Raw genomic sequence first — 2,547 nt, forward strand, 5'->3', positions numbered from 1 at the left:
GCCAAAACCTTAAGGTTTTGGCCCTCTATTAATTATTATAATATCTTTATTTATATTATTCTACTCATATTGATCTAATATAGATTTAGCCATATTAATTAACTCCTTTTCTCCAATAACTCCTTTTCCCGATATACTATAAAGTACAGTATCAGTTTCCCAGTCAATATTTCTACCTCCAACTATTATAGCATCTATACCATTAATTTTGACTGATTTAATTTCTGACTCTGTAGATAATATATATGCTGTTTCTTCATCGGAAAACCGCTGTTGCATAAAAATTTCTTTTCCTGTTTTATCATTTTTAAAAAATATATCTATATATTTCGTATCCTTTACGGCTTTATTTTTTTCCTTATAAAATTCTGCCCTGTTAAACTTATACCCCTTTGGCAAATAGTTAGGTAGTATAACATTAAAACAAGTATATTTATTTAATTCTTCAGTGTCCCTAACTATTAATTTTTCTATATCTGTGTCTATATCCTGTTCCTTTTTAGTTTTATTTTTAAACTCTTCCGTTAGGTCTATATCTTTATCCATAGGTTCTGTCTGCTCTACAACTATACCTCCTAAGGATATTCTATTAATTACCTTTTCTATAAAATCCTTAGCAAAGGATGTTTGCATAAAGGATATACCTATAACACACACTAAAGCCACCACAATAGCCGGTCTCTTCATTTTATTTATTTTCTTCATAATACCCTCTCCTTTATAATTATTAACAACTTTATTTTTGATATCTTTCTTATTGCTGTTTAAGCTATAATCTTTATCTATCAAAGTTTTGCTTAGATTCAAAAGCTCATCATATTCCTTTGAATCTGATTTATCCTCTTTCTCTATACCATTTAAATAGTTATCAATTTCTTTAGAAAACTTATCTTCGATACTTTTTTTACTCATATTCCCCCTCCTTTTCCATTTCAGCCTTTAGTTTTTTCATTGAACGATAAAGTATTACTCCCACATTAGTTTCAGTAATATCTAATAATCTAGCTATCTCTTTATTTTTTAAGTTCCCTCCAAATTTAAAGGCTATAATATTCCTTCCCCTAGAATCTAAAATATCCATAGCTTTTAAAATCTCATCTTTAGACTCCTCTTTTACTATAATCTCTTCCGGTCCCTTTTCCTTAGATATTAATTCCTTAATTTTATCAATGGAAAATATACTCCGTTTTTTAGACTTTCTGTAATGATCTTTTACAATGTTTCTAGCTATAGCAAATAACCATACTTCAAAGGGTGATTTGTTTTTAGAGTATGTATTTATTTTAGACATTACCTTTTCAAAAACTCCACTGGTTAAGTCTTCTGCAATATATATATTATTAACCCTATAATATATATAGTTATAAACCCGCTTATAATAGTTTTCAAATATATAGGTAAATTCCCTCTCTGTATATATCTCTTCCTTTGCTTCTTGCTTATTTAAACCATCCGTTAAAATAACCTCCTCCATATTTTAAATCCCTCCCTTCAAAACTTCTATTACTTAGCTAAGTAGTTTCACATGTTAATACGTATATCCTTTAATTTCATTACATATATTTTTATATTTTTTTAATTTACTTTTTATAAACAATAAACAGCTAAAGAACTAAAAAAGATACCAACTTTTAGTTGGTATCTTTTTTAGTTCTTTTATTTACTTCTCCATCCATTAATCCCATCAACTCTTTAAAATATTTACCGAACTTTTCATTCCATCTATTTCTGGGATAAGGTAAGTCTATCTTAAAATCCCCTATAATTTCTCCTGGTCTACTACTCATAACAATAATTCTTGTTCCTAAAAAAACTGCTTCTTCCACACTATGGGTTACAAATACTATAGTTCTTTTATCTTCTAACCAAAAATTTATTAAATCTTTTTGCATCTTAAATCTAGTATGGGCATCAAGGGCACCAAAAGGCTCATCCATGTATAATATCTTAGGTGAATTAGCAATAGCCCTAGCTATAGCAGCCCTCTGTTTCATACCACCAGATAACTCATAGGGAAAACTATCATTAAACCCTTCTAATCCAAATCTTTTCAATATATTTTCTACAACTTCATATCTTTTCTTTTTAGATATCCTTCTCAGCTCAAGTCCAAATGCTACATTATCTATTATATTTCTCCAGGGCATGAGAGAATACTCTTGAAAAACCATTCCTGCTTCCTTTATTGGCTCTTTTAATTCCTTTCCCATAACATCTATTCTTCCTTCACTGGGGTTTATAAGCCCAGCCATAAGTCTTAGTAACGTTGATTTTCCCGATCCACTTGGTCCTATTAAACATACAAATTCTTGTTCTTTTATTTCTAGGTTAATATTATTAAGTGCATCAACCTTTTGCTTTTTCTCTGATATAAATGTTTTTTTCAACTGCTTAATTTCAATAATGTTTTCCATAATAATCCTCCTCGTATAATATAGTTAGAACATTTGATAGAAAATAAAGTTCTTTTCTACCGAACATTCTCACTAAAAATAACTTCAATATTCATATTCTTAAATAACCTTTTAATACAAAACTTATCTTATT

Annotated in this window: 3 protein-coding genes; all 3 read right to left on the reverse strand. The window is 28.7% G+C overall.

Translation table 11 applies throughout. The features are described from left to right. Positions 1-60 precede the first annotated feature (60 nt). The 3 genes from V6137_RS20820 to V6137_RS20830 all read right to left on the reverse strand — a co-directional run bounded on the left by V6137_RS20820 (position 61) and on the right by V6137_RS20830 (position 2,414). On the reverse strand, positions 61-912 hold the full coding sequence (locus tag V6137_RS20820; RefSeq protein WP_425449871.1) for a DUF4367 domain-containing protein: 852 nt from the start codon (positions 910-912) through the stop codon (positions 61-63). Continuing rightward, complete coding sequence (locus V6137_RS20825; protein ID WP_425449872.1) at positions 905-1,474, reverse strand: sigma-70 family RNA polymerase sigma factor; 570 nt, start codon at positions 1,472-1,474, stop codon at positions 905-907. Before V6137_RS20825 ends, V6137_RS20820 begins: the two co-directional genes overlap by 8 nt. 157 nt (positions 1,475-1,631) lie before the next feature. Further along, positions 1,632-2,414, reverse strand: a complete 783-nt coding sequence (locus V6137_RS20830) for an ABC transporter ATP-binding protein (RefSeq protein WP_425449873.1) — start codon at positions 2,412-2,414, stop codon at positions 1,632-1,634. Positions 2,415-2,547 lie beyond the last annotated feature (133 nt).

The organism is Dethiothermospora halolimnae, assembly GCF_037577855.1.
GTDB lineage: Bacteria > Bacillota > Clostridia > Tissierellales > VENL01 > Dethiothermospora > Dethiothermospora halolimnae.

Coding starts and splice junctions, on each gene's coding strand:
- V6137_RS20820 (WP_425449871.1), bottom strand. CDS start 912: ATGAGTAAAAAAAGTATCGAAGATAAGTTTTCTAAAGAAATTGATAAC.
- V6137_RS20825 (WP_425449872.1), bottom strand. CDS start 1,474: ATGGAGGAGGTTATTTTAACGGATGGTTTAAATAAGCAAGAAGCAAAG.
- V6137_RS20830 (WP_425449873.1), bottom strand. CDS start 2,414: ATGGAAAACATTATTGAAATTAAGCAGTTGAAAAAAACATTTATATCA.